Annotated in this window: 19 protein-coding genes; 6 read left to right on the forward strand and 13 right to left on the reverse strand. The window is 70.5% G+C overall.

The features are described from left to right. The first annotated feature begins 9 nt into the window (after nucleotides 1-9). Entirely contained in the window at nucleotides 10-2,112 is a 2,103-nt protein-coding gene (locus ACX80W_RS02815) for a primosomal protein N' (RefSeq protein WP_459280249.1), read from the forward strand. Between the two features lie 24 nt (nucleotides 2,113-2,136). Here the strand turns inward: ACX80W_RS02815 and ACX80W_RS02820 are convergent, their stop codons facing one another. The 3 genes from ACX80W_RS02820 to ACX80W_RS02830 form a co-directional block, all read right to left on the reverse strand. Continuing rightward, nucleotides 2,137-2,580, reverse strand: a complete 444-nt coding sequence (locus tag ACX80W_RS02820; RefSeq protein ID WP_459280251.1) for an aminoacyl-tRNA deacylase — start codon at nucleotides 2,578-2,580, stop codon at nucleotides 2,137-2,139. A gap of 106 nt (nucleotides 2,581-2,686) precedes the next feature. Further along, on the reverse strand, nucleotides 2,687-3,577 hold the full coding sequence (locus tag ACX80W_RS02825) for a phytanoyl-CoA dioxygenase family protein (RefSeq protein WP_459280253.1): 891 nt from the start codon (nucleotides 3,575-3,577) through the stop codon (nucleotides 2,687-2,689). Between the two features lie 21 nt (nucleotides 3,578-3,598). Beyond that, complete coding sequence (locus ACX80W_RS02830) at nucleotides 3,599-4,123, reverse strand: GNAT family N-acetyltransferase (protein ID WP_459280255.1); 525 nt, start codon at nucleotides 4,121-4,123, stop codon at nucleotides 3,599-3,601. Between the two features lie 387 nt (nucleotides 4,124-4,510). Here ACX80W_RS02830 and ACX80W_RS02835 point away from each other — a divergent pair, with 387 nt between their 5' ends. Together ACX80W_RS02835 and ACX80W_RS02840 are read left to right on the forward strand one after the other, a co-directional pair. Further along, nucleotides 4,511-6,388, forward strand: a complete 1,878-nt coding sequence (locus tag ACX80W_RS02835) for a S8 family serine peptidase (protein ID WP_459280257.1) — start codon at nucleotides 4,511-4,513, stop codon at nucleotides 6,386-6,388. Nucleotides 6,389-6,504: 116 nt separating this feature from the next. Beyond that, the gene (locus ACX80W_RS02840; RefSeq protein WP_459280259.1) at nucleotides 6,505-6,858 is read left to right on the forward strand and encodes a GNAT family N-acetyltransferase; all 354 of its coding nucleotides are present in this window, start codon (nucleotides 6,505-6,507) and stop codon (nucleotides 6,856-6,858) included. A 276-nt stretch (nucleotides 6,859-7,134) separates the two neighbouring features. On the opposite strand, the gene ACX80W_RS02845 is transcribed toward ACX80W_RS02840, so the two are convergent. From ACX80W_RS02845 to ACX80W_RS02870, 6 genes are read right to left on the reverse strand one after another with little or no spacing between them, the layout of a single operon-like run. Continuing rightward, nucleotides 7,135-7,944, reverse strand: coding sequence for an HpcH/HpaI aldolase family protein (locus ACX80W_RS02845; protein ID WP_459280261.1), 810 nt, complete (start codon nucleotides 7,942-7,944; stop codon nucleotides 7,135-7,137). Then, on the reverse strand, nucleotides 7,929-8,714 hold the full coding sequence (hpaH, locus tag ACX80W_RS02850; RefSeq protein WP_459280263.1) for a 2-oxo-hept-4-ene-1,7-dioate hydratase: 786 nt from the start codon (nucleotides 8,712-8,714) through the stop codon (nucleotides 7,929-7,931). Before hpaH ends, ACX80W_RS02845 begins: the two co-directional genes overlap by 16 nt. A gap of 59 nt (nucleotides 8,715-8,773) precedes the next feature. Next, nucleotides 8,774-9,850: a 3,4-dihydroxyphenylacetate 2,3-dioxygenase gene (gene hpaD, locus ACX80W_RS02855; protein ID WP_459280265.1), complete on the reverse strand. Its 1,077-nt coding sequence runs from the start codon at nucleotides 9,848-9,850 to the stop codon at nucleotides 8,774-8,776. Nucleotides 9,851-9,891: 41 nt separating this feature from the next. After that, on the reverse strand, nucleotides 9,892-11,433 hold the full coding sequence (gene hpaE / locus ACX80W_RS02860; protein ID WP_459280267.1) for a 5-carboxymethyl-2-hydroxymuconate semialdehyde dehydrogenase: 1,542 nt from the start codon (nucleotides 11,431-11,433) through the stop codon (nucleotides 9,892-9,894). Beyond that, on the reverse strand, nucleotides 11,430-12,134 hold the full coding sequence (locus ACX80W_RS02865) for a GntR family transcriptional regulator (protein ID WP_459280269.1): 705 nt from the start codon (nucleotides 12,132-12,134) through the stop codon (nucleotides 11,430-11,432). The genes hpaE and ACX80W_RS02865 overlap by 4 nt, the downstream gene beginning before the upstream one ends. Beyond that, nucleotides 12,127-13,608, reverse strand: coding sequence for a fumarylacetoacetate hydrolase family protein (locus tag ACX80W_RS02870; protein ID WP_459280271.1), 1,482 nt, complete (start codon nucleotides 13,606-13,608; stop codon nucleotides 12,127-12,129). Before ACX80W_RS02870 ends, ACX80W_RS02865 begins: the two co-directional genes overlap by 8 nt. A gap of 221 nt (nucleotides 13,609-13,829) precedes the next feature. On the opposite strand from ACX80W_RS02870, the gene ACX80W_RS02875 reads away from it, so the two are divergent. From ACX80W_RS02875 to ACX80W_RS02885, 3 genes are all read left to right on the forward strand, one after another. Further along, entirely contained in the window at nucleotides 13,830-15,728 is a 1,899-nt protein-coding gene (locus tag ACX80W_RS02875) for an FAD-binding monooxygenase (RefSeq protein WP_459280273.1), read from the forward strand. Continuing rightward, nucleotides 15,728-16,474, forward strand: a complete 747-nt coding sequence (locus ACX80W_RS02880) for an IclR family transcriptional regulator (protein ID WP_459280851.1) — start codon at nucleotides 15,728-15,730, stop codon at nucleotides 16,472-16,474. Before ACX80W_RS02875 ends, ACX80W_RS02880 begins: the two co-directional genes overlap by 1 nt. Nucleotides 16,475-16,584: 110 nt before the next feature. After that, nucleotides 16,585-17,217: a CG0192-related protein gene (locus ACX80W_RS02885; protein WP_459280275.1), complete on the forward strand. Its 633-nt coding sequence runs from the start codon at nucleotides 16,585-16,587 to the stop codon at nucleotides 17,215-17,217. Between the two features lie 232 nt (nucleotides 17,218-17,449). Here ACX80W_RS02885 and ACX80W_RS02890 read toward each other — a convergent pair whose 3' ends face one another. The 4 genes from ACX80W_RS02890 to ACX80W_RS02905 are packed head-to-tail and all read right to left on the reverse strand — an operon-like array spanning nucleotide 17,450 to nucleotide 21,341. Next, nucleotides 17,450-18,583, reverse strand: coding sequence for a glycosyltransferase family 4 protein (locus tag ACX80W_RS02890; RefSeq protein ID WP_459280277.1), 1,134 nt, complete (start codon nucleotides 18,581-18,583; stop codon nucleotides 17,450-17,452). Then, nucleotides 18,580-19,524, reverse strand: coding sequence for an alpha/beta fold hydrolase (locus ACX80W_RS02895; protein ID WP_459280279.1), 945 nt, complete (start codon nucleotides 19,522-19,524; stop codon nucleotides 18,580-18,582). Before ACX80W_RS02895 ends, ACX80W_RS02890 begins: the two co-directional genes overlap by 4 nt. Beyond that, nucleotides 19,521-20,357 carry an aldo/keto reductase gene (locus tag ACX80W_RS02900; RefSeq protein WP_459280281.1) on the reverse strand — a complete coding sequence of 279 codons (837 nt, stop codon included), beginning with the start codon at nucleotides 20,355-20,357 and terminating at the stop codon, nucleotides 19,521-19,523. Before ACX80W_RS02900 ends, ACX80W_RS02895 begins: the two co-directional genes overlap by 4 nt. 9 nt (nucleotides 20,358-20,366) lie before the next feature. Then, nucleotides 20,367-21,341 (reverse strand): sugar-binding transcriptional regulator, encoded by a 975-nt coding sequence (locus tag ACX80W_RS02905; protein ID WP_459280853.1) that lies wholly within the window; start codon nucleotides 21,339-21,341, stop codon nucleotides 20,367-20,369. Nucleotides 21,342-21,408 lie beyond the last annotated feature (67 nt).

The following is a 21,408-nucleotide window of genomic DNA, read 5'->3' on the forward strand; positions in this document are numbered from 1 at the left end:
AATTTCCCTATGACCACCAGCGCGGGCGCCGAGGGCGGGCAGCTGTCGCTGCTCCATGGCTTCGGCGCGCCCCGCCTGCCCCCGGGCAGCCCCGGTGCGGCAAAGACCAACCCCGTGGCGCAGGTGATCCTCGAGTCCCCGCTGCCGCACCTCGACCGGGTCTTCGACTACTACGTTCCGGAGGAACTCGACGGCGAGGCGGTGCCCGGCGCCCGGGTGAAGGTCCGCTTCGCCGGGCGCGAGCACACCGGGTACATCGCCGCCCGCATCCCGTCCTCCGAGGCCAAGGCGAAGCTGCTTCCGCTGGCCAAGGTGGTCTCCTCCCACCCGGTCCTCACCCCGGCCGTCCTGGAGCTGGCGCGGGCCGTTGCGGCGCGGCTCGCCGGGACCGTCAGCGATGTCCTGCGGGCTGCGGTGCCTCCGCGGGCGGCGCGCGTCGAAAAGGAGTTCGAAGGCGGAGCGGCCGGGCCGGCGGAGCCGGCGCAGTTCCCGGCCGCTCCCCGTCCCGCGGGCTCCGGGAGCTACAGCCGGTACGTCCACGGGGAGGCGTTCCTGCTGCACCTGGCGGCCGGGGAGTCCCCGCGTGCGGTCCTCACCACGGTCGGCGGGTACGGGCCGCAGGCCTGGCCCGAGGAAATCGCCGACGCGGTGGCCGCGGTGGTGACCAGCGGCAGGGGCGCCGTCGTCGTCGTGCCCGACCAGCGCGACCTCGCCCGCGTCGAGGCGGCGCTGGTCCGCCGGCTCGGGGAGGAGACGGTGGCGCGCATGACCGCCGAGGACGGCCCGACGCCGCGCTACCGCAGTTTCCTGCGCCTGCTGCACGGGCGGGCCCGGGTGGCCGTCGGCACCCGCTCGGCGGCGTACGCGCCCGTGCAGGACCTCGGGCTGGTGGTGCTGTGGGACGACGGCGACGACCTCCATTTCGAGCAGCGGGCGCCCTACCAGCACGCCCGGGACGTGCTGCTGCTGCGGGCCGAGCAGGAGGGGACGGCGGCGTTGATCGCCTCGGCGTCGCGCAGCACCGAGGCCCACCGGCTCGTGGAAACCGGCTGGGCCCGGTCCATCCACGCGGAACGCTCCGAGATCCGCCGCAGGGTCCCGCGGGTCCAGCACGCCACCGATGCCTTCCAGCTCGAACGCGATCCCCTGGCCGCGCAGGCGAGGATTCCCTCCGCGGCCTGGCGGGCGGCGCAGGACGGACTGACCCGTGGCCCGGTGTTGCTCCAGGTGGCCCGGACCGGGTTCTCCCCGGCCACCGCGTGCGCCACCTGCCGGCAGCCGGCCCGGTGCCGGCAGTGCACCGGGCCGCTCGCCCAGCAGAGCCGCGGAGGGATCCTGGGGTGCCGCTGGTGCGGGCGCCCGGACCCGAACTGGCACTGCCCCGCCTGCGGGGGGACGGCGATCCGGGCCACCCTCGTCGGCGCCACCCGCACCGCCGAGGAACTGGGCAGGGCCTTCCCCGGAACCGCCGTCGTCTCCTCCGCCGGTGAGCATATCGTCGACACCGTCCCGGACGCACCGGCGGTGGTCATCGCCACCCCCGGTGCCGAGCCGGTCGCCGAGCGGGGCTACGCCGCCGTCATCCTGCTCGACGGCACCGCGATGCTCAGCCGGGAGTCGATGCGCACCGGAGAGGACACCCTCCGCCGCTGGTTCTCGGCGGCCGTGCTCGCCCGTCCCGCCGGCGAGGGCGGGCTGGTGGTCGTTTCCGCCGACGACGACGCGACCGTCGGGCACCTCGTGCGCTGGGACCCGATGGGAGCGGCCGCCCGCGAGGCGGCCCTGCGCCAGGAGCTGGGCCTGCCGCCGGCGGTCCGCTACGCCGCCCTGACGGGCAGCCGGGAGGCATTGGCGGCCTTCATGGAGGGGGTCGACCCGGCCCTGTTTCTGCGGACCGTCGGACCGGTGCCGGCACCGCCGCCGCCCTGGCGGGCCACCGAGCGCGACCCGGGCCACCTCTCGGGTGAGGGGGCGAGCCGGCTGCTGCTGTTCTTCACCTACCGCGGCGCCGCCGCGGCGGTCGGTGCGCTGCGCACGCGCCGGGCCGTGCTCTCGGCCCGGCGCACCACCGAGCCGGTGTCCATCCGCTGCGACGCACTGGACCTGCTGTAGCCGGTGCCGCCCGGGCGTGCCGGCTCAGGAGGAGATGTCCGCGACCGTCGCCTTCAGGCCCGCGATGAGCTGGTCGGCCTCCACCACGGCGCCCAGCCCGTGCTCGCCGCTGCCCATGCCGATGCGCCGCCCGGTGATGCGCTCGTCGGCAAACACGGGCCAGGCCATGGTGCTGCCGAGCGGGGTGATGGTGCCGCGTTCGTACCCCGTCATGGCCTGGGCCACCGACGCATCGGGAAGCAGGAGCTTGTTGACGCCGACGACCGCCCGGAGCTTGGGCCAGGCGATCTGCCGCTCCAGGGGCACCAGGGCGAACAGGAACGTGCCGTCGTGGCGTTTGACCAGCATCGACTTCACGAAGTCGGACCGGTCGAGGCCGAGCACCTCGGCGTGCGTGCGCTCGACGAACTCGACGGAAATGCCGCGCGCAGCGGCGTCGGCCTCTACCCGTTCACGTCCCGTGTTCACGGAGCCCTCCTTCTGCCGTCGGGCAGGACCCGGCGCTTTGGGTCCTGCCCGACGTTCCGCACGTTAGGGGCGGCACCCACCCGCCGGCGCGTGGCGGCGGGTGGACCTATGCATCGCCCATCATAAGGCCTTCGATCGAGTGCTTCTGGGTGATGGGCGTCAGCTCGTCGACGACCGGGCAGCCCAGGTGGTCCCGCACCCGCTGCGGCAGGGACTCATAGAACGGGCGGGTGACGGCCATGTCGTGGTGCTCGGCGTTTCCCGCACCGGGGGCGTCCACCCCGAGCACCAGGACCGGCCGCGACTTCTGGGAATGGTTCCGGGTGCCCCGGTGGATGGTCAGTGCCGAGCGGGCGGAGATGTCACCCATCTTCGGGTACTTCCGCTGGGCGAGCCCCTCGTAGCGGCCGTAGGCCGACTTCGGGGGAAACATTTCGTGGTCGAAACCTTCCGGCAGGTCCCACTGGGTGGTCGGGGCGACCTCGAAGGGGCCCATGTCCTCCTCGGTGTCCACGGCGGTGAGGTTGAAGGCCAGCGAGGTGAGGCGTCCGTTCGCCCGGGTCTCCTCCGGCATCGGGAAGTCCCGGTGCCACGGCTGGTTGACGGCTCCCGCGCCCGGAATGTCGAAGCCGAGCTCAACGAACTGGTAGTCCGGGCCAAGGACGGATTCGCACACCATCCGGACCCACGGGTGGTCGACGAGTTCAAGCCAACCGCTCATCTGCTCCGGGTGGATTTCCACGTAGTGGCGGTTCGGCCCCCGGCCGACGGCGCCGCCCGGCCGCGAGAGGGCCTCCTTGAACGCGACGTCGATATCCTCGCCCATCCGCTGCGCCCACTCCCGGGAGAAGGCCCCCTTCTTGGCGATGATCCCTTCCGTGTACAGCCCGGTCACGGCGGCCGCCACTTCCTCATCGGCCCCGGCGGGGATCGGGATGTCTCGTGGTTCAACGCGGGTGATCGTCATGATTTCCTTTTCCATCGACAGCTCTGGCATGAAACTCTCAGATCCTATCCGTCACCGGATGGCTTCGTAGAGTTCGCAGACGGTGTCGTAATACTTCGAGGACAAGCCAAGATGGCGCATCCCGATCCGTCCGCACACCCGGCCGGACGGGTGGTTCAGCGGATGGGTAACGGCGACAATCCGGTCCAGGCCCTGCGCGAAGGCATGCTGAAGGATGGCCGACGCGGCCTCGCCCGCATACCCCCGGCCCCAGAACGCAGGGTGGAAATGCCAGCCGATCTCCGTCTCCATGGCGGGATCCGCTACCCCGGAGGAGAGCGGGATCGGTTTCAGCAGCAGCACTCCGGCCGGGTGCCCGCTTTCCTTCTCCTCAACCGCCCAGATCCCGTGCACCCCGTCGTCCCGGCGCCGCCACGCGTCGAGGCGTTCCCGGGCCTCCCCGATGGTCTCCATAAGGCGCGGCGCCGGACCGATGAAGCGTTGCACCTCCGGCCGCGAATAGAGGTCGAGGACAAACCCGGCATCGTCGTCATCCCAGTTCCGCAATGCCAGGCGGGGTGTGGAGTAGGTGAGCACCAGCAAAGTCTGCCATGAACGGCAAGGATCCGGTGCGGCCTTCCGGGGGCGGAACCGGCTCAAAGTCCAGTGCCAATTGTTGGGCACATTGGGGGTGGACAGAGTGCCGCCGGCTTCCTGGCCTTTTTTGTGTCAGGTGTTACAAGTGAGCACCATGTGGCAGAAGTTCGAGTCTTCCAGCAGAGCCACCGGAGCATGGTCCGGAACAGGGGTGGCGCTGCAGCCCGGTGAATGCGCGCCGGTTCCGGACATGCCGTCCCCGATGAGCCACGGCCAGGGACTTCCCGTTCCGGTGTCGGCGAAGGAAGCCGGTCCGGCCGGGCCAGAAGTACACCCCACTCCCGTCACAGGAAATGCGCCTGCCGACCGGTACCCGATGGAGAATCCTTGCGTATCCTTTCACCCCTCAGTTCCGCGCTGACCGCTGCCCTGATCGTCCCGGCGGCACTGCTCTCCCCGGGAGCGGCCGCCCAGGCGCTGCCTGCGGCGCCGCCCCGCGCCCCTGTTGCGACCGCCGAGGCCCGCGTGCCCGACGCCGAACCCGCCCTGCCGGAACGCGCCGACGCCAGGGGCCGGTACCTCGTCCAGTTCGTCCCCGGCACGGATGTCGCAGCGGAGGCACGGGAGCTGCGGTCCCGCGGCCTCGGCGTCGGCCGTACCTTCTCCAGCGCCGTGCGCGCCGCCGTCGTCACCGCCACGCCCGGTCAGGCCACCGCCCTGGCGCGGAAGGCCGGCGTCACCGCGGTGGAGGTCGATGCGCCGGTCCGCATCTCCGAGACGCAGTCCTCGGCCCCGTGGGGCCTTGACCGCATCGACCAGCGCGCGCTGCCGCTGACCGGCACGTACTCGGCCGCCGCGACCGTCGCCGGCGTGAACGCCTATGTCATCGACACCGGCGTGCTGGGCTCCCACGCCGACTTCGGCGCCCGCGTCGCTCCGGGCTGGAGCGCCGTGGCGGACGGACCGGGAAACGGTGACTGCAACGGACACGGCGCGCACGTCGCCGGGACGGTGGCCGGGACCACCTACGGGGTCGCCAAGGCCGCCACGGTGATTCCGGTGCGGGTGTTGAACTGTGCCGGGTCCGGTTACACCTCCGATGTGGTCGCTGGACTTGACTGGGTCGCCTCCCACCATGCGGCCGGCACCGCCGCGGTGGCCAACCTAAGCCTCGGCGGAGGAGCCAGCACAACAGTGGATGCGGCGCTGCAGGGAGTCATCAGCGACGGCGTCACGGCCGTGGTCGCCGCAGGGAACTCGGCTGCGGACGCCTGCGGTGCCTCACCGGCCCGGGTCCGGGACGCCCTGACCGTCGCCGCCAGCGACCGGGCCGACGCCCAGGCGTACTTCTCAAACTACGGGACCTGCGTCGACCTGTACGCGCCGGGCGTCGGGATCACCTCCGCCTCGCACACCTCGGCCACGGCCACCGCCTCCCTCAACGGCACCTCGATGGCCGCCCCCCATGCCGCCGGGGCCGCCGCCGTGCTGCTCTCCCGCAGCCCGGCACTGACCCCCGCCCAGGTCTCCGCCTCGCTCGTCGGCGGGGCGACCCCCGGTGTGATCACCGGCGCAACCGCCGGCACGCCCAACCGGCTGCTGTATTCCGAGCCCGCCCCCGATGAGGTGGCTCCCACTCTCACGGGCCGCGCCCCCGGGGCCAATGCCGCGGGTGTCGCGGCGGCGGGCAATGTGAGCGCCACCTTCAGCGAGGGTGTCCAGGGCGTCGGCGCCGCGACCTTCGTGCTCAAGGATGCCGCAGGTGCCGTGGTCCCGGCGGCAGTGTCCTACAACGCCACCACCCGCACCGCGGTGCTGGATCCGACGTCGAACCTGGCCGGCGACCGGAAGTACACGGCCACCCTGACGGGCGGATCCTCCGCCATCCGCGACGCCGCCGGGAACCCGCTGGCGACGACGAGCTGGGTCTTCACCACGGGGCCGGCCCCCACCGTCACCGGGCGCACTCCGGCTGTCAACGCCGTGGGAGTCGGCCGCGGCGCCAATGTCACCGCCACCTTCAGCGAGCCGATCCAAGGCGCAACCACCGCCACCTTCCGACTGAAGAACACGGCGACCGGCGCGGCGGTGTCGGCGACCGTCACACGGTACGGAACGACCAACCAGTGGATCCTCAACCCCGGGGTCACCCTGGCGGCGAACACCCGGTACACCGCCACGCTCACCGGAGGAACCACAGGCATCCGGGACCTGGCGGGCAACCCCTCGGCCAGCTCAAGCTGGACCTTCGCCACCGGTTCGTAATAGGCCGGACCTGGACCGGCCGGCCCGGCCGCCTACTGCTCGGATGGACGATCACCGTTGAGGAAACAATCCCTGCCGACCTTGAGCTGTCCGATGTCCTCGGGCTGTACGACTCGGTGGGCTGGACGGCGTACACCCGGAAACCGGAGACCCTGCGGGCCGCCCTCCTCGGTTCCTCAACGGTGGTCCATGCCCGGGACGGGACGGAACTCATCGGGCTGGCGCGGGTGGTGTCGGACAATGCCTCAATCAGCTACCTGCAGGACCTCCTGGTCCACCCCGCCCATCAGGGGAAGGGGATCGGGCGGAGGCTCGCCGAGGCCGCGCTCGGGCCCTACGCCCACGTCCGCCAGAAGGTTCTGCTGACCGACGGCGAACCGGGGCGGAAGGCATTTTACGAATCCCTTGGCTACGTTTGGACCACCGAGTACGCCGGGGGAGTCCTCCGCGCCTTCGTCAGGTTCGACTAGGGCCCGTGCGCCGCTGCGCCCTGAGGCCTCCTCCGGAACCAGGCGCTCACCACGCTCAGGGCAATGATCCCGACCAGGGGCTCGGTGCGGACAAGGCCTCCCGCGGCCCGAATCTCCCTCGGTGCCTGTGCTGCCTCTGTGCCGTCCAACGGTTCCCCCGTCCTGCGGGACCGTCCCTGAGCCGCCGCGTGCAGTCAACCTTGCACCTGGCGGCCCGGTTTTCGGGAGGCCGGGGGACCACGGTTGCGGCAATGACACCTTGCGTGGCTGCCCGTTTCAGTAGCCGGCGGGAGCGCTGCCGTTGCCGCCGGTGGTGTACTCGGCGGCGAGGGCCTCCGACCCGCGGGCCAGCAGCGCGACGTCGGCCCCGACGAGCACGAAGGAGGCCCCGGCCGCGAGGTAGGCGCGGGCCGTCGCGGGGTTGAAGGCGTTGACGCCGGCGGGCTTGCCGGCGGCCCGGGCCGCGCGCAGGCAGGCTTCGACGGCGGCGCGCACCTCAGGATGTTCCTGCTGCCCCAACAGGCCCATGGAGGCCGCGAGGTCGGACGGGCCGAGGAAGACGGCGTCCACCCCGTCGACCGCGAGGATGTCCCCGACTGCGCCGACGGCCGCAGTGGATTCGATCTGGACGGTGACGCTGACCGTTTCGCCGGCCCGGGCGAGGTAGTCGGGAATCCGGTTCCACCGGGCGGCCCGGGCCAGGGCCGAGCCCACCCCGCGCACTCCGTGCGGTGGGTAGCGGGTCGCGGCGACGGCGGCCTCGGCCTCCGCCGCCGAGTTCACCATCGGGACGAGCAGGTTCTGCACGCCGAGGTCGAGGTACTGCTTGATGACCACTGTGTCGTTGACCGGTGGGCGGACCAGGGTGCTGACCGGGTAGCCGTGGATGGCCTGGAGCTGGGCGAGGATCGATTCGAGTCCGTTGGGGCTGTGCTCGGCATCCACCAGCAGCCAGTCCAGGCCGGACCCGGCACAGAGTTCGGCCACCAGGGGACTGCCGGAGCACACCCACATGCCCGCCAGGGGGCGGTCGGCCGCCGCAAGCGCCTCCCGGAAGGTCGGGTCCGGTTCTACTCGAAACGGCATGTGATGCTCCCCAGGGGTCCGTAGTCGGCGTGGATGGTGTCACCCGGGTCGACCTCCAGCGGCCGGGTGAAGGAGCCGGCCAGGATGGTGTCGCCGGCCACCAGTCCGTCGCCGTGGGCGGCGATCTTGTTGGCGAGCCAGTGCACCCCCGCGGCCGGGTGGTTCAGCACCCCGGCGGCCACGCCCGTCTCCTCCACCGTCTGGTTCTTGTAGAGGATGGCGGCGACCCAGCGCAGGTCGACCGCGTCGGGGCGCACGGGGCTGCCGCCGAGCACCATGGCACCCATCGCGGCGTTGTCCGCGATGGTGTCGACGATCGTCCTGCCCTCCATCTCGATCCGTGAATCGAGGATCTCCAGGGCGGGCACCACGTAGTCGGTGGCATTCAGGACGTCGGTGAGGGAACAGCCCGGGCCCGCAAGGTCCCGCTTGAGCACGAAGGCGAGCTCCACCTCGACCCGCGGGTGGGTGTACCTTTTCCATTCCACGGCGCAGCCGGTTTCGAACACCATGTCGTCGAAGATCGCGCCGTAGTCGGGTTCGGTGATGCCCGTGGCCTGCTGCATCGCCCTCGAGGTCAGGCCGATCTTGCGGCCCACGAGCCTGCGCCCGGCGTCCTCGTTGCGCCGCCGCCACAACCGCTGGACCGCGTAGGAATCCTCAACGGTCATGCCGGGATGGCGTGCGGACAGCAGGGGAACCGGGGTGCGGGAGCGTCCGGCCTCGAGCAGTTCGTCGGCTATCGATTCGATGGTGGAGGGGTCAAGCATTCCAGTGCTCCATTCAGCAGGTGGGGAGGGCGCCGTCGTCGCCGCGGTGGTCGGCCACGTCAGAGTTGGGCCCCCACCTTGAAGCCCTTTTCCCCGCCGTCGGGCTGGCGGGTGTAGGAGAAGCCGTCGGCGCCCACCGTGACTGCCATTTCCGAGGCGTCGGTGCGTTTGACGACCGGCTGCGGATTGCCGTCGAGGTCAAGGACGAGGGAGGCCTCGGTGTACCAGCTGGGGACGACGGGGTTGCCCCACCAGTCGCGGCGCTGGTTGTCGTGGACGTCCCAGGTGACGGTGGGGTTGTCCGGATCACCGGTGTAGTAGTCCTGGGTGTAGATCTCGATGCGGTGCCCGTCCGGGTCCAGGATGTAGAGGTAGAAGGCGTTGGAGACCCCGTGCCGGCCCGGTCCGCGTTCGATGCGGTCGCTGATGCGCAGGGCGCCCATCTTGTCGCAGATCTGGATGATGTTGTGCTTCTCGTGGGTGGCGAAGGCGACGTGGTGCATCCGCGGTCCGTCCCCGCCGGTCAGGGCGGTGTCGTGCACTGTCTGCTTGCGGTGCAGCCAGGCGGCGTAGGTGACGCCGTCGGAGTCCTGGATGTCCTCGGAGACCCGGAAGCCGAGGTCTTCAAGGTATTGGCGGCCGAGCGGCACATCCGGGGTGACCTGGTTGAAGTGGTCGAGGCGCACAAGTTCCCCGGCGGAGTAGAGGTCGTAGCGCTGGGTCAGGCGTTCGACGTGTTCGGCTTCGTAGAAGAACTCGTAGGGGAAGCCCAGCGGGTCCTCGACGCGCACGGAGTCGCCGATTCCCCTGGTGAACCCTCCCGCGCGCCGCTCGGTGCGGCAGCCGAGCTCCCGATAGTAGGCCTCGGCGGCGTCCACCTCCGCCGGCGATTTCACCCGGTAGGCGAAGGCGGCGACGGCGGCGACCGGCCCCTGCCGCAGCACGAGGTTGTGGTGGATGAACTCCTCGAGCGAGCGCAGGTAGATGGTGTTCTCGTCCTCTTCGGTCACATGCAGGCCGAGGACACCGACGTAGAACTCACGGGACTTCGCGAGGTCGGTGACGACGATCTCCATGTAGGCGCAGCGGACGATGTCCGGCGCAGGGACCGAGGGCTTGGGAATGGCGTTGCTCATTGCGTCTTCTCTCGTTGGAGGCGGGTCGGGTCCGGCGCGGGTCAGCCCTCGTTGGCTGCCGCGGCCTTGATGCTGCCGAATTTCGGGGTGTGGGCGGTGCCGAGGGTGATGTGGACGGCCTGCTGGTCGGTGTAGAAGTCGATGGAGCGGTAGCCGCCCTCGTGGCCCAGCCCCGAGGCCTTCACCCCGCCGAAAGGAGTGCGCAGGTCGCGGACATTGTGGCTGTTGAGCCAAACCATGCCCGCCTCCATGCTCTGGGCGAAGTTGTGGGCGCGGGTCAGATTCTGCGTCCAGATGTACGCGGCGAGTCCGTAGCGCGTGTTGTTCGCCAGGGCGAGGGCCTCGGCGTCGTCCTCGAAGGGGGTGATGGCGACGACGGGGCCGAAGATCTCCTCCTGGAAGATTCGCGCCTCCGGGGAGACGTCGGCGAACACCGTGGGCGCGATGTAGTTGCCCTCCGGGAGGTGCTCCGGGCGCCCGCCACCGGCGAGGAGCCGGCCTTCGGACTTCCCGATTTCCACGTAGGAGGCGACTTTCTCGTAATGCTCGGGGTGGACCAGGGCCCCCACTTCGGTCCGGGGATCGTGCGGATTGCCGACCACGATGTTCTTGGCCCGGGCCGCGTACTTCTCGCAGAACTCCGCGTAGACCGCGCGTTCGACGAGGATCCGGGAACCGGCCGTGCAGCGCTCGCCGTTGAGGGAGAACACCCCGAACAGGGCGGAGTCGATGGCGGCGTCGAGGTCGGCGTCGGCGAAGACCACGCAGGGGGACTTGCCGCCGAGTTCCATCGACAGGCCCTTGAGGTGCGCGGCGGCGTTGCGGAAGATGGTCTGCCCGGTCGTGGTTTCGCCGGTGAAGGAGATCAGGGGTACGTCCGGGTGTTTCACGAGGGCGTCCCCTGCCTCCTCGCCGAGGCCGTTGACGAGGTTGAACACGCCGTCCGGCAGCCCTGCGCCCTTAAAGATCTCCGCCCACAGCGAGGCGGACAGCGGGGTGAACTCGGCCGGCTTCAGGACCACGGTGTTGCCGGTGGCCAGTGCCGGGGCGAGTTTCCAGGACTCCAGCATGAAGGGGGTGTTCCACGGCGTGATGAGTCCGGCGACGCCGATCGGTTTGCGGTTCACGTAGTTGAGCTGTGACCCGGGCACCTTCATGGCGTCGTCGAACTGGGCCACGATGAGGTCGGCGAAGAACCGGAAGTTCTCCGCCGCCCGCAGCGCCTGGCCCCTGGCCTGGGTGATCGGAAGGCCCGTGTCGAAGGTTTCAAGTTCGGCCAGCCGCGCTTCCTGGGCCTCGACGGCGTCGGCGATCCGGTTGAGCACCCGGGCCCGCTCGCGCGGCTTCATCCGCGGCCACGGACCGTTGAGGAAAGCCTCGCGGGCGGCGGCCACGGCCCGGTCGATGTCTTCCTTCTGGCCGGCGGCCGCGGTGGCGTAGGTGGTGTTCAACACCGGATCCAGGACGTCGAAGGTCTCTCCGCCGGCCGAGTCCACGAATTCCCCGTTGATGTAGTGCCGGATGGAGGAGGGAAGGCCCTCCGGAACGAACTGCTCGGTCGCGGTGCTGCTGGGAGTCGTCATTGGGGGTTCCTCAGGGGGTCGGGAGCGTTGGACTGCGCGAGGTAGGCATCGAGGGTGGCGCTGCGGTGGCGACGGGTGGCCTTCTCAATTTCGTCTGCGGGGGCCTGCGTCTCGATGAGCCGCAGCAGCTCGCCGTGTTCCTCGACGGACGCGGAGGCGCGCCCGGGGACGAAGCGGAAGGTCGACGAGCGCAGGGAGGCCAGCCGGTTCCAGCCCCGGTGCACGAGGTCGAGGATGTGCGGGTTCGGGCAGCGTGCGAACAGGATGCTGTGGAATTCCTGGTTGAGGCGCGTGAAGCGGTCGGGGTCGAAGTCCTGCAGGCAGGCGCGCATCTCGTCGTTGACGCTGCGGGCGCGGGCGAGATCCGCCGGGCCGATGAGGGGGGAGGCCAGCGCGGTGGCCGCCCCCTCGATGATGCCCAGGGTCTGCATGGTGTAGAGGTACTCGGTGGGATCGATCCCCGCCACCGTGGCCCCGACGTTGCGTTCGAAGGTCACGAGGCCTTCGGCTTCCAGACGGCGGATGGCCTCCCGGACGGGCACGACGCTCACCCCAAGGTCCCCGGCGATCCTTGCCAGCACCAGCCGGTGTCCGGGGGCGTAGGTTCCGTCGACAATGCGGGTCTTGACCAGTGCGTAGGCCTGCTCGGATTTGCTGCCCGGGACGGGGAGCCCGGCGGACGCCTGGACCGCCTCAGGCATGGTTCCCCGCGCCCTTCCATGCTTCATAGCGGGCGCGCCAGTCGGCATTCAGGGGGTAGAGGCCGTCGACGCTGTGGCCCTGTTCGACCATCTGCGCGATGAAGGCCTCCTCGCGTTCCTGGGCGATGGCGTCCTCGGCGAGTTCCCCGGCCAGGGCCGGCGGGATCACCAGGATCCCGTCCGAGTCCGCGACGATGATGTCTCCGGGCTGGACGGTGGCGCCTCCGCAGGCGATGGTGATGTCGGTGTCCCACGGGATGTGCCGGCGGCCGAGGACGGCGGGATGGGGGTTGGCGTAGTAGGTGGGCATGTCCAGGGCGGCGACGGCCGAGACGTCGCGGACTCCGCCGTCGGTGATGATGGCCGCGGCACCCCGGACCTGGGCGCGGAGGGCCAGGATGTCACCGACGGTCCCCGTCCCCTTTTCGCCGCGTGCCTCCATCACCAGGATCTCGCCCTCGTCGACGGAGTCGATGGCCCGCTTCTGCGCGTTGTAGCCCCCGCCGTGCGCGGCGAAGAGGTCCTCTCGGTTGGGGACATACCGCAGGGTGCGGGCCGGGCCGACGATCCGCCGTTCCGGGCGGGTTGAGGTGAGCCCGTCGATGCTGACGTTGTTCAGGCCGCGCCTGCGCAGCTGGGAGGACAGGGTTGCGGTGGAGACAGTCTCGAGTTTCGCCTTCAGGGCCGGTGTCAGCCCCGGCTCCGGGGCGGGCAGGCCGGCGGCTTCCCGGGAGCCGTATGCTTCCTCCCGCTGGAGGTCGTCGGCCCGGGGGAGTGCGCCGAAGTCCGCCAGCGGGACCGACCCCTGTTCGACCCTCGTGAGCAGCCGACCGGAGGTGGCGCCCGGACCGCCCTCCGGTGTTCCCGTGGTGGAAACCTCGACCTCGACGACGTCGCCGGGCACGGCAACCGATGCGCCGGCCGGGGTGCCGGTAAGGATGATGTCGCCGGCCTCCAGGGTAAGCAGCTGGGACAGGTCGGCGATGAGCCGGGCGAAGGGGAACAGCAGGTCGGCAGTGGTGTCGTCCTGGACCAGGTTCCCGTTGTGCCAGGTGCGGAGGCGCAGCGCGGCGGGATCGACCGAGCCGGCCGCGATCAGTTCGGGGCCGAGGGGGGTGAACCCGTCGCCTCCCTTGGACCTCAGGTTTGAGCCCTTGTCCGCGTACCGCAGGTCATAGACGCCGAGGTCGTTGCTGGCGGTGACCCATGCCACGTGCTTCCACGCGTCCTCGGTGCCGACGCGGCGTGCCGGCGTGCCGATGATCAGGGCGACCTCGCCTTCGAAGCCGAGGAGCTCGCAGCCGGCCGGGCGCTCGACGGCGGAGCCGGTGAGGGCCAGGGACGATGACGGTTTGAGGAAGTACGAGGGCTGGGCGGGGGTGCGGCCGCGCTGGGCGGCCCTGCTCGGGTAGTTGAGGTGCACCGCGATCACCTTGCCGGCCGCAGCCAGGATGTGCTCATTGACCTGATCCACCAAGCGCTCCTCATCGAGTACGAAATCGTATACGAAGCCTAGGAGGGGGCGGGGTGCCCGTCAAGGGAAGGCGGCCGGCTCCCGCTGGCGCCCACGGCCGGGGTCTTGTCTGCCCGGCGGCCGCAGGGCTAGCATCAGCCGTACGATTATCGAACGACCCGTTCGATAATCGAATTTGGCGGCGACGGCAGCCATCCACCACAACGAAGTGAGGAAACGCCGTGCAGTTCCACCACCACGGATATGTCTCCGGCGACCCCCGCATTCAGCCCGCGGCCGGCGTCGGCATCGATCGGCCCGCCGAGCTGCCGGAGGAGGTGGATGTGCTGATCGTGGGCACAGGGCCCGCCGGCATGATCGCCGCGGCCCAGCTGTCCCAGTTTCCCGGCATCACCACGCGGATCATCGAGCGGCGCGCGGGCAGGCTCGCCATCGGGCAGGCCGACGGCATCCAGGCCCGCAGCGTGGAAACCTTCCAGGCCTTCGGATTCGCGCAGCGGATCATCGATGAGGCGTACCGCATCGTCGAGATGGCGTTCTGGAAGCCGGATCCCGCACATCCGTCGCGCATCGTCCGCACGGCCCGCCCCGAGGACGACCCGACGGTCATCAGTGAGTTCCCGCACCTCATCGTCAACCAGGCCCGTGTCCTCGACTACTTCGCGGAGTTCATGAGGAACTCCCCAACCCGGATGACCCCGGACTACGGCCTCGAGTTCGAGGGCCTTGAGGTGACCGGCGGTGAATACCCGGTGACCGTGACCCTTGCGCACACGGCGGGGGAGCGGACGGGCTCGAAGCGGACGGTGCGGGCGAAGTACGTCGTCGGCGCGGACGGTGCCCGCAGCAGGGTGCGGCAGGCGATCGGATGCACCCTGGCCGGCGACCAGGCCCGTCACGCCTGGGGCGTGATGGACGCCCTCGCCGTGACGGACTTCCCCGACATCCGCCTGAAGTGTGCGATCCAGTCCGGTGAAGGCGGGAGCATCCTGCTGATCCCGCGCGAGGGAGGGCACCTCTTCCGCATGTACGTCGACCTGGGCGAGGTGGCGCCCGACGATCACGGTGCCGTGCGGAGGACCTCCCTCGAGCAGATCATCGCCAAGGCCAACCGGATCCTGAGCCCCTACACGCTCGACGTGCGGCATGTCGCCTGGCACAGCGTGTACGAGGTGGGCCACCGGCTCAGCGACAGGTTCGACGACGTCCTTCCCGACGAGGTCGGAACCCGCACCCCGCGCGTGTTCATCACCGGCGACGCCTGCCACACCCACAGCGCCAAGGCGGGCCAGGGCATGAACGTGTCGATGCAGGACGGCTTCAACCTCGGCTGGAAACTCGGGCACGTGCTCGAGGGCCGCAGTCCCAAGAGCCTGCTGTCGACCTATTCGGCGGAACGCCAGGTCGTGGCGAAGAACCTCATCGAGTTCGACAAGGAGTGGTCGGCGCTGATGGCGAGACGGCCGGAGGAGTTCGAGGACCCCTCCGAGCTCGAGGACTTCTACGTGCGCACCGGGGAATTCCCGATGGGTTTCATGACCCAGTACGCACCCTCGGTCCTGGTCGCCGAGCCGGTGCACCAGGATCGGGCGCCCGGGTTCCCCATCGGAAAACGCTTCAAGTCCGCGCCCGTCGTGCGGGTGTGCGACGGCGTTCCCAAGCACCTCGGCCACCAGGCGCGGGCGGACGGGCGGTGGCGGATCTACGTCTTCGCCGACGCCGCCGAACCGGGTGCTGACTCGGCGGCCGGTGGATTCGCGGACTGGATCGCGAACGCGCCGGATTCCCCGCTCGCCGCGACCCCGGAGGGGGCGGACCCCGATGCGTGGTTCGACGTGGTGGTCATCTACCAGCAGAAGCACACGCAGATCGACATCGGGCGCGTGCCGGGCGTCTTCCGACCCTCGGTCGGACCGTTCCAGCTCACCGACTACGAGAAGATCTACGCGACCGATCCGGCGTCCGACATCTTCGAACTGCGGGGCATCGACCGGACCGGTGCCGTCGTCGTCGTGCGCCCCGACCAGTACGTGGCGAACGTCCTTCCCCTGACCGCCACCTCCGAGCTTGCCGCGTTCTTCGCGCCGCAGCTCCTGGCCCGCCGGATCGGGACGGCGTGATCCAGCCGGGCCCGGGGGCGGGAACCCGTGCCGGTTCCGGACCCCGGGCGGCCGCGGCGGCGACCTCCCAGACCCTTTCACGGGGCATCACGGTGCTGGAGGTCCTGGCGGAGGCCTCCGGCGGCATGACCACCGCCGAGGTGGCCGGTTCCCTCGGGGTCCACCGCTCGATCGCCTACCGCATCCTCCGGACCCTCGAGGATCATTCCCTCGTGCTCCGGGACGCCGCCGGCCGTTTCCAGTCCGGCCCGGGCCTTGCCGCCCTGGCCAGGGGCGTGGCCCGGAAGCTGCAGACCGCGGCGCTGCCGGAACTGACGTCTCTGTCCGCCGCGCTGCAGATGACCGCCTTCATCGCCGTGTGGGACCGCCGCCACTGCGTGACGCTCGTGGCCGTCGAACCACCCTCCGGCGACGGCACCCTGGTGCAGCGCCCGGGAACCCGGCATTCCTTCGATGCTGGAGCGCCGGGGATCGCGATCCAGTCGGCCCTGACCGCGGCACAGTGGGACGAACTGGCACCGGGCAGGCCCTACCGCGAGGAGTCCCGCACGGCGGCGCGCACCGGGTTCGCGGTCAGCCGCGACGAGGTCATTCCGGGTGTCAGCTCCGTCGGTGCCCCCATCCGGGTCCAGGGACAGCTTCCGGCCGCCCTTGCCGTCGTCTACCTGAGCAGCGGCTTCACGGTGGAACAGATCGGCGCCCGCGTCTCGGAGGCCGCGGCCGCCATCGAGCGCCTCCTGCGCTGAGGCGCCGTGGGCCTTTGCCCGGCACAATTTCCCGCACCAAATTCCGCTTTCGTAGAATTTCGGCCGGTTAAAGTCCTGTAATTGTTTCAGCAAATCCCTAGGCTGGGGCCATGGCCATTCTCCACAAAGCGTCGCTGCGTCCCACCAAGCTGGAACTTCTCGCCACCTGGCTTCCCGCACAGCCCTGGTGGAGGAATTCGAGCGTGGAGGATCTCCAGAAGGTCTGCTCCTTCCGCTTCGACGACCCGGACGGCGAGGTGGGCGTCGAGACCCTCCTTGTCACCTCCGACCGGGAGGTTGTCCAGGTGCCCCTGACCTACCGCGGGTCACCCCTTGCCGGAGCGGAGGCAGGGTTCGTCGGCGTCCTGGACCACTCGGTCCTCGGGAAACGATGGGTCTACGATGCCTGCGTCGACCCGGTCTACCGCGCGGCGGCGTCGGCGGCGCTGCTCGGCGGCCCGGCGCAGGCGGCTGAATTCCTCGACGTCGACGGCCGCCTCGAACCGTCCCCGCAGTCCGCGGTCATCACGGTCCTGGGCGGACCGGCCGAGCCGCGTCCCGGCCTCCCGGCCGGTGGCGCGGCGCGAATGCACACTCCTGTTCCCGGAGTGGACGTCGACTTCACGGTGTTCAGGGTTCCAGACGTTTCCGGGCTGGTTGAGGGGCCGATCGCACTGGTCGGCACCTGGCCCGGCCAGGAGGTGCCCGTGCAGCTCCTGGCGGGAACCCGGCGCACCGGGTGACCCAGGGGTGCCGGCCCCTCGACGCCCCGCGCCGGCACCGGAGGCGGCGTGCCGGGCACCGGCGGAGCGGATTTTTCAGCAATTCCCGGGCCGCCAAAGGAATAGGAACAGGCGCAGTTACGGGTGAGGTTCGATTCAATTGCGGGCGTGGGAGTCCTTTTCGTTTCCACATCGCACGGCGGCCTTTGGAGTGGAACCCGGACGATTCACGTCCACCTAGGGCCCGTGCGCGTCAGGACCGGTGGCCGCCCGGCCGGTCCGCGCCGACGCGCTTGCCGCTGCCTGCCGCCCGGCTCCGGTGCTCCTTGATGGCCACTTCGGCCGCGTCGATCAGCTGCCGGGCCGACCGGTCCCAGGTGTAGCCGGCGGCCTGCGCAAGACCGTCCGCGGATGCCCGGCGCCACCGCTCGGCGGAGCCCAGGGTGCGCACGGCGGCCGTCAGGGCTTCCGGGTCATCCGGATCGACGAGCAGGGCGGCGCCTCCGCCGACCTCCCGGAAGATCGGGATGTCGCTCGCGATCACCGGGGTCCCGGCCGCCATCGCCTCGATCACCGGCAGCCCGTAGCCCTCGGCTTTCGACAGGGTGATGAGCGCCGTGGCGGAGGCGAGGAGCCGGTTGTATTCGTCGTCGCTGACTCCATTGTGGAACACGACGGAGGCCCCGGCCGGCACCAGGGCCTCAAGCTCGGCCCGGCGTTGGGCGCCGATGCGGCTGAGCAGGTGCAGGGTGTAGTCCTCCAGCCCCGCCATCCCGGCAAGGAGCGTCTCGACGTTCTTGTAGGGCATGAAGGAGCCCATGTAGAGGAGGGTCTTCTCCGGCGCGCGCCCCGGGCCGCGGACGATGGCGGCCTCCTGCGGGGCATTTCCGACGATGTGCACCGGCTTCCGGGTCAGGCGGTGCTGCCGGATCAGGGAGGCGGTGGTCTCGGAGATGGTGGCGACGACGTCGGCCCGGTTCAACAGCAGCCGCTGCGGCCAGTAGGCGAGGTGGTAGAGGCGCCACAGGGCCCGCACCGGCGGCGGAAGGAACGGCGGGGGCGTGGGATTGGTGTAGTAGATCAGGTCGTGCAGTGTGAGGATCAGGGGATATTTCCTGCCCCAGGTGCCCATCGTCTGCAGGGGGCAGACGACGACGTCGGGCTCCAACCGGTTCACCGTCCGCGCCACCAGGAGTTCGGCGGGGGAGAGCGGGCTGTTGGCCAGCACGAACGGCACCTCGGGGAGCAACGCGAGCTGGCGGGGGTCGCTGATGAGCATGGTGACCTCGGCCAGTTTCGCCACGGCACCGATCAGGCTGGCCCCGTAGCGGCTGATCCCGTCATGCTGGTCGGTCCGCGTGAACCGCGCGTCGATGAGGATTTTCACTGCGCGTTCTCCTTCAAAAAGGCCGAGATCAGGGCCGCGGCCTCCAGCGGCTTCTCATAGTGCACAAGATGGCCGGTTCCTTCGAGGATTTCCAGCCGCGCCCCGCGGATGCCCGCCGCGAGGCGGCGCTGTCCCTCGATGGACCCGAGGTCGTCGAGGTCCGCGGCGATGAGCAGGACCGGGCCGGACAGGGCGGCGGCACTGTCGCGCACCGTGCCGGCGATGGAGGCACGGAAGGCTTCGAGCACGACCCTGCGCTCGGCGAAGGCGCTGAAGTAGCGGGCGTGCTGGTCATGGATGTAGGCGCGGAGTGGCCGGTCCCGGGTCTTAGCCATGAAGATGCTCATGGCCCGCACGATCGCGGGATTGGTCAGCAGCGCCATCCCCGGCCGCTCGGGCAGGCGGGCGGCGGCGGCGTAGTAGAGTTCCGCGGCCCGGGAGGCCAGGCGGCTCGATCCTTCGAGGGCGGGCTCGCAGATGGGGTTGACCAGGATCAGGGCGCCGGTCCGGCCGGGATTTTCGGCGGCGAACCGCGCCGCGATGACCGATCCGAAGGAGTGTCCCAGCAGGACCGTCGACGGGCCCAGGTCGAGTGCCTCGAGGCTGTGGCGGACGAAGCGGGCGTAGGCCGCGGTGTCGTGCGGGCCGGCCAGCGCTTCGGAGGCCCCGAAGCCGGGAAGGTCCGGCACGATGATGCGGTGCCCGGGCAGCCCCTCCACGATCCTCAGCAGCCCGTGGTGGTCCCCGCGGAACCCATGGACCATGAAGACCGCCGGCTCCTCCGCACCCCCGCGGGAGCCCGGCCGGACGCCGGGCTCCGTGGGTGCGAAGTCCCAGTACCTCTGGAGTTTCCCCTCCCACGGCACGATGCGCACCTGCACGCTGCGGGCCGTCTCCGCGTCGGCCGGTGCCGCCTCGAGTCCGGGGCTGCGGCGCCTCACGAGTTGACCTTGTCGGGGTGTGAGCCGAACCGCTGGCCCCGCTCCAGCCCGTCGAGGGCCGCCCGGTGGGCGGGGTCGAGGGAGAAGTCGAAGAGGTCGAGGTTGCCCTCGATCCGCGCGGCACTGCTCGCCTTGGGGATGACGAGGTTGCCGCCGTCGAGGTGCCACCTCAGGACCACCTGGGCCGGGGTTCGCCCGAGTTCCCCGGCGATGCGGACGATGACCGGGTCCTCCAGCACGTGGCCCCGGCCGAGGGGGCTCCAGGCCTGCGTGGCGATGCCGTGCTCGGCGTGGAAGGCCCGGAGTTCGTGCTGCTGCAGGTAGGGGTGCACCTCGACCTGGTTGAGCGCGGGCACCACGTCGGCCTCGTCGAGGAGCCGTTGGAGGTGGGACGTCTGGAAGTTCGACACCCCGATCGCCCTCACCCTGCCGTCCCGGTAGAGCCGCTCGAGCGCCCGGTAGGTCTCGAGGTACAGGTCCCGGGCGGGCAGGGGCCAGTGGATCAGGTAAAGGTCGACATGGTCGAGGCCGAGGAGCCCCAGCGAGGAGTCGAAGGCGCGGAGCGTCGAGTCGTAGCCCTGGTCCCGGTTGAACACCTTCGTGGTGACGAAGATTTCGCCGCGCGTCAGGCCCCCGGCCAGCGCGCCGCGCGCCGCCTCACCCACTCCTGCCTCGTTGCCGTACATCGCGGCGGTGTCGAGGGTGCGGTAGCCGGCCCCGAGGGCGAGGGAGCACAGGGCCGCGGTGTCGGCGGGAGGCACCTTGTAGACGCCGTATCCCACGGCGTCGATCTCGACGCCGTTGTTCAGGAGGACTTTGGGGGCTCGTCGCATGAACCGACTCTACCGATCGGGGCCGGCCGCGGCGGGCAACCGCGCTGGAGCGCCGGCCGCGGGCTCGTCGGCGGACGAGAGCTCAACCAGCCGGCGGGCGGAGCCCTCATCAAGGATCAGGTCCGTGGCCAGGCCCGCGGCGAGCGTTCCGCGCAGCCCGTTGATCTTGGTCTCCCCCGACACCACGCAGATCCGGCGCCGGACCTCCCGGAGCTGGTCGAGGTCCGGCCCGGTGCTGCGCTGGTTCAGCAGGATGTCGCGGTGGCTGCCGTCCTCCCGGAAAAACATGGTGGCGACGTCGCCGACCACCTCGTCTTCGGCGAGCTGGGCCAGATCATCGTCGTCGAGGTACCCGCCGCTGTACACGTGGCTGGGGATGCCGGCGTCGATCGAGCCGACGCCGAAGATCGCCACTGTCATCCGGTGCTGGAGGTCGAGGATGCGCCGAACGCTCCGCTCGTTCCACATTGCGCGCTTGGTTTCGGCGTGGTCGAAAAAGGCCGGTACGGGAAACTGCTCGACGCGCGCCCCGTACGCCTGGCCGAACCGCCGCAGGATCTCACTGGCGTAGGTGATGCCGGTCGTCTGGGTGTTACCGGCGCCGTTCAACTGCACCACCGTGCTGTCGTGGACGTCCTTGCGGGTCAGGTGGTGGCTCACGGCACTGAGGGTGGAGCCCCAGGCGACGCCGATAATCGCGTTCGAATCCATCAGCGGGCCGATGGTGCGGGCGGCCTGGATGGCCACGCGGTCCAGCGCTTCGGCGTCGCTGACACTCTCGGCCACCGGCACGACGTGCGCCTCGACGCCGAAGCGGCGGCGGATCTGCTGTTCAAGGGCGGGCGCGCGTTCGGCGGGGTTGTTGATCGAGATCTGCACAAGACCCGTCCGGCGGGCCATGGACAGCAGGCGGGAGACGGTGGAGCGGGAGGTGCGCAGTTCCCGCGCGATGGTGTCCATCGTCAGGTCCTGGAGGTAGTACATCTGGGCCGCGCGCAGCGCGTCCCGGGACCGGTATCCGCCGGCCTCCTTGCCGCCCGGTGACCGGCGG

The sequence above is a fragment of the Arthrobacter melezitosi genome (genome assembly GCF_054511055.1).

Coding starts and splice junctions, on each gene's coding strand:
- ACX80W_RS02865 (WP_459280269.1), bottom strand. CDS start 12,134: ATGCCTGAGGCGGTCCAGGCGTCCGCCGGGCTCCCCGTCCCGGGCAGC.
- hpaH (WP_459280263.1), bottom strand. CDS start 8,714: ATGCTTGACCCCTCCACCATCGAATCGATAGCCGACGAACTGCTCGAG.
- ACX80W_RS02900 (WP_459280281.1), bottom strand. CDS start 20,357: ATGCGACGAGCCCCCAAAGTCCTCCTGAACAACGGCGTCGAGATCGAC.
- ACX80W_RS02905 (WP_459280853.1), bottom strand. CDS start 21,341: ATGTACTACCTCCAGGACCTGACGATGGACACCATCGCGCGGGAACTG.
- ACX80W_RS02845 (WP_459280261.1), bottom strand. CDS start 7,944: ATGCCGTTTCGAGTAGAACCGGACCCGACCTTCCGGGAGGCGCTTGCG.
- hpaE (WP_459280267.1), bottom strand. CDS start 11,433: ATGACGACTCCCAGCAGCACCGCGACCGAGCAGTTCGTTCCGGAGGGC.
- ACX80W_RS02825 (WP_459280253.1), bottom strand. CDS start 3,577: ATGCCAGAGCTGTCGATGGAAAAGGAAATCATGACGATCACCCGCGTT.
- hpaD (WP_459280265.1), bottom strand. CDS start 9,850: ATGAGCAACGCCATTCCCAAGCCCTCGGTCCCTGCGCCGGACATCGTC.
- ACX80W_RS02815 (WP_459280249.1), top strand. CDS start 10: ATGACCACCAGCGCGGGCGCCGAGGGCGGGCAGCTGTCGCTGCTCCAT.
- ACX80W_RS02885 (WP_459280275.1), top strand. CDS start 16,585: ATGGCCATTCTCCACAAAGCGTCGCTGCGTCCCACCAAGCTGGAACTT.